Consider the following 4,398-nt stretch of genomic DNA (forward strand, 5'->3'; position numbering starts at 1 on the left):
GGGCGGCCCATGCCGGCGCTGCCAGTGGGCTCGGCCGGGCCCGCACCGGCGGCGTCGTCGCCGAGGACCCGCGGGTCCAGGCCGCGCGGGTCCAGGCCGCGCAGGTCCAGGCCGCGCGGGTCCATGATGATCCGGCGGGCCCGCTGCGCCCCGCGCCGGGCCTCCCGGACCAGGGCCGGGCTGGACGTCCCGCCGGCCGCCACGTGGTCGACGATCGGCAGCAGGTAGTCGTGGATCTCCCGGTGGGTGATCTCGCGCTGGCGCAGGCTCTCCGCCTCCCGTTCCTGTTCGACGAGAAAGCGCCAGGCGGCCCCCGCGTCCTGCTGGGCGGCCGCGGTCCAGGCGGACAGCGACCGCAGCTCGCGCGCGATGAGCAGCGCGACCGCGTACCACAGGGCGAAGCCGAGCAGGTCCGAGCCGAGTTTCAGGGTGACGTCGGGCAGCACGGCCAGGCTCCAGGCCGCCATCAACGCGGCCACCATGACCACACCGGTGAACCCGACGCCCAGTGCGAAGCCGACTCCCGCCGGAGCCACCAGGCTGAACGGCACCAGCTCGGTCATGATCTTGTTGCGTTCGTTCGGCTCGGCCGCGCGTGATCCGACCAGCATCAGCGCGACGCAGAACGCCACGTCCGCGAGGACCAGCCGCTGCGACAGGCGGGAGGTGCCGTGCCAGGCGAACCAGGCGAACCACCCGGCCTCGGCGGCAGCGGCTACCGCGACCACCACGGCGATCCACCCAGACCGCAGCTGGCCCCAGCCGAACAGCGGGACCAGCACGAACGTCGCGCAGGCCGCGCGCGCGTAGCCCACCATCCGCGCCATGCGCTGCTCGGTGCGCGCGACGACGTCCGGGGGTGGCCCCATGGATCCGACCAACCCGGTCATAGCTCGCAACGGTAGTGATCGAGGGCCCGCTCGACCACCCCCCGCGACGGATCCGGTCGCCCCGGTGTGCGACGGGCGCCGACCGGGCACCGCCACCCCATGGAGACCCTCGACCGCAGGAGAACTCTTCATCGTCCGGCCCACCGCCACGGGACCGCCGTCGCGGTGCTGCCGCCGCCCGGCCCGGGCCCGGCCGACCCGGTGCCGCCCGGCCCTGGGCCCGACCCCGTGCCGCCGGGGCCGGCGCCCGATCCGGTTCCGCCGGGGCCAGGACCGGGCCCGCTGCCGCCGTCGCCGCCGATGTGAGCGCCCGAAACGGACCGCCGGGCGAAAAGGTCATCGCACGGGAGTTCCCACGCCGCAGCGGGTACACCCCGGACATGACGCATCGTCCCGCGGGCATCCCCGCTCCGAACCTGGCCGACCTCGATCTCGCCCGGGAGCTGGCACACCTGCACCGCACCCGGCACGACGCCTTCATCGCGGGCAGCGAGGACGCGTTCGAGACCCACACCGCCAGAATGCTGGAACTCGAAGGCGAGTACCTTCGCCGCTTCCCGGCGGCCGCGAGCCCCGACCCACTGCGTACGAGGGCCGGCAGGCGCCGCGCGGCTGGCGTGGCCGGCTGATCCGCGGCGCCGGGCGCGGAGGCGGTCCCGCCGCGCGGCCAGGACCGGCGTCAGCCGCTGGCGTGGGTCAACGCGTCGGCGTAGACGTCGAACATGCTGTCGACGTCCGGGTTGAGGTAGGCGTGACCGCCGGTGGCCGCCGCGAGCCGGTTCAGCCCGGCCATGTCGGCCGACGGGTCACAGGCGATGACGATCATCTGGACGGGTCGCTGCGGGTCGGCCTCGGCCCGCAGCGCCGCGACGGCCTGGTCGAGCGTCGGCCCCCTGGCCGCGGCCGGGCGTGTGCTGCTGGAGCCGCCGCCGGCACCGCCGTCGTCGACGTTGCCGTCGGTGAACATGATGACCGTGTTCAGCCGGCCCGTGGCGTAGTGATCGATGCGGTCGCGGACGGCGGCGACCGCCGTCGCGTACAGGTTGGTGACGCCGGTGGTGCGCGGCGTCCCGGCGGCGAACAGGTCGTCGCGATGCGTGCCGTGGGCGCCGGGGGAGTTCAGCGGCGCCATCGCGGCCAGTTCGCGGTGGCCGTCCGGCAGGTCGCCGGCGAACTGCCACAACTGCACCTCGCTGTCCGGCGGGAACAGCCCGAGGCCGGCCCCGGCGGTCTCGGCGGCGGCCTCGATCCGGGTCCGGCCGGGTTCATCCGTGCGCGGCAGGCCCATCGAGCCGGAGGTGTCGATCAGGGCGAGCACGGCCGCGCGCTGACGGGCGTGGCGGAAGAACCGGCGGGCGGTGCCCAGCACGGTGTCCGAGGCGTCGACGCTGGCCAGCTTCGGCGGCGTCGTGCGCACCCCGTCGATGATCGTGAGGGTGCCGGCCAGGCCGGCCGGATCGCTGCCGCCGGCGAGTTCCGCCGGGGTCCGCAGGCCCGCGGCACTCAGCGCCCGGCGACCCGCGTCGCCCTGCAGGTAGTGCAGGAACACGTCGGCCGCGGCCCGCTTCGACGCGGTGCCGGACGCCCTGGCGAGGACGATGTACGGCACTGACGCGGTGAACGACCCGTCCGTGGGATAGGAGGCCACCAGCGACGAGGGCACCGTCGTCGAGGTGCTGACCGCCGCCCGGTTGTACGTGATGACGTCCGACTCCAGCGCTGGGAAGGCCGACGGCATGGCGTCCGGCACCTCGTCGACGTCGCCGCTGGCGGTGGTGGGGGAGGTGGGGGAGGTGGGGGAGCCGGTGGATGCGGTGCCACCGGTGCGGACCGCATCGAACAGCTCGCTGTCATACCGCGGCAGCCAGGCCACCGAGCTGTCGAGGCGCAACACCGTGGCCTGGGCGGCGCGGTCCTGGTCGAAGGTGCCCGACGTGAGTTCGGCGGGACCGATGCCGCGCGCCGCGCTGACCGTGCCGATCACCGCGCGCAGTGAGGGCGCGGAGTTCTCCGGGTTCGCCATGGCGAACCGGAACTCGCCCCAGGACGGCCTGCCGTGCGCGGCCCAGAACCCGGGTGTCTCCGCGTCCGTCGTGAGTTCAGCCCAGCTCAGATGATGTTCCGGCCAGCCGAGTTCCTCCGCCATCGCCCGTGGCATGGCGATGACGACCGGCGAGCCCGCGATCGTCGTGGCCCGCGCGGGCAGCTGCCGGGCGGCGGTGTCGGACTCCCGGCCGAGTTCCAGCCAGTCGGCCGACTCGGGGATCCACACGTCCGGCGTGCCCGAACCGGGCGTGCCGGCGCGGGTCAGGGCGTCCAGCGCGCGGTCCGACGGCGTCGACACCACCGTGATCGACGTGCAGGGCTGGCCCGACTCGCGGTGCGCCTGCCCGTAGGCGTCGGCCAGTGCCCTGATCGGCTTCGTCAGGGTCGGGGCGGCGGTGATGGTCAGCGCGGCGCGGGGCGTGCCGTCGGCACACTCGTCGGACGGGCCGCCGTGCCAGACGGCCGCCGCCGCGAACCCGAGACCCGTGATCGTGAGCCCGCCGAGCAGGAGAACCGACATGCCGCTGACCGCCCCGAGCCAGCGGCGTCGACCGGGTTCGGCGTCGCGCGGGCCGGTCGACAGCGCCCGCTCCCCGCGGGGAGCGGCACCTCGGGACCGATGGCGGGCGCCCGACACGCACACGTCCTTTCCCGGGCGCCGAGCCCGCCGTGGACCCGCCGCCGCCACGATGATGTGACCACCGGGCTGGGGTGCTGTGTGTCCGTCTTCCCATCGTCGACCTCGTGGCGCCCGCCCGAGCGGTGGTTTTCGCTGAGTTGGGCGTCCGCTGAGCGTCAGCCGGAACGGGATTCGCCGGCGTCCGCCACCAGATCGGCATAGTCCGGATGACGTTCGATGTACCCGTGAATATAGGGGCACTGCGGGATAACTTCCAAGCCCTGTTGGCGGGCCGCGCCGAGAACGGCGGCGGCCAGCGCCGAAGCCACACCCTTGCCCTCGAACTCCGGACGGACCTCGGTGTGCACGAACGTGATCCGATCCGGCCGCCGTTGGTACTGCACGAGGCCGGCGAGCTCCCCGTCGGGAGTGTGCGCCTCGTAGCGGTGCCGGTCCGGGTTGTCGATGATGGACAGCTCCATGACGACATCCTCCCGCGGACCCGCGGTGGCACGGGACGCCGCCGCCAGCTCCGCCGGGGTGTCGACGTCGCCGGGTGAACCCAGCCCGTCGCAGGGGACGAGGCCGACCTCGGCGGGGTGCGCGCGCAGCCAGGCCCGGGCACCGACGTCCCCGACGGCCGCCGCTGCGACCGGCGCCCAGATCGCCCGCCGCAGCAGGACGGGATGCCCCGCCCGCCCCTGGTAGCCGGCCATCAGCGCCGGGTGCGGATGATCGCTGCCCGCCGCGGCGGCCTCGACCAGCCGGCGGACCGCCGCAGCGACCAGGCCGGGCTGGTCGACGAGGGCCACGACCACGGCGTCCACGTCGAGGTCGGCGGCC

Annotated in this window: 4 protein-coding genes; 1 reads left to right on the top strand and 3 read right to left on the bottom strand. The window is 74.7% G+C overall.

Annotated elements, in window-relative coordinates:
• Positions 1-869 (bottom strand): ATP-binding protein (locus MXD58_RS21005; protein WP_250609780.1); only part of this gene is annotated, 869 nt, incomplete at its 3' end.
• A gap of 401 nt (positions 870-1,270) precedes the next feature.
• Here MXD58_RS21005 and MXD58_RS21010 point away from each other — a divergent pair.
• The gene (locus tag MXD58_RS21010; RefSeq protein ID WP_248841083.1) at positions 1,271-1,519 is read left to right on the top strand and encodes a DUF6158 family protein; all 249 of its coding nucleotides are present in this window, start codon (positions 1,271-1,273) and stop codon (positions 1,517-1,519) included.
• A 50-nt stretch (positions 1,520-1,569) separates the two neighbouring features.
• On the opposite strand, the gene MXD58_RS21015 is transcribed toward MXD58_RS21010, so the two are convergent.
• Positions 1,570-3,573 carry a substrate-binding domain-containing protein gene (locus MXD58_RS21015; protein WP_248841082.1) on the bottom strand — a complete coding sequence of 668 codons (2,004 nt, stop codon included), beginning with the start codon at positions 3,571-3,573 and terminating at the stop codon, positions 1,570-1,572.
• Positions 3,574-3,731: 158 nt separating this feature from the next.
• Positions 3,732-4,398: GNAT family N-acetyltransferase (locus tag MXD58_RS21020; protein WP_250609781.1), on the bottom strand; the 667-nt coding region annotated here is incomplete at its 5' end.

The organism is Frankia sp. AgKG'84/4 (genome assembly GCF_023242965.2).
Lineage (GTDB): Bacteria > Actinomycetota > Actinomycetes > Frankiales > Frankiaceae > Frankia.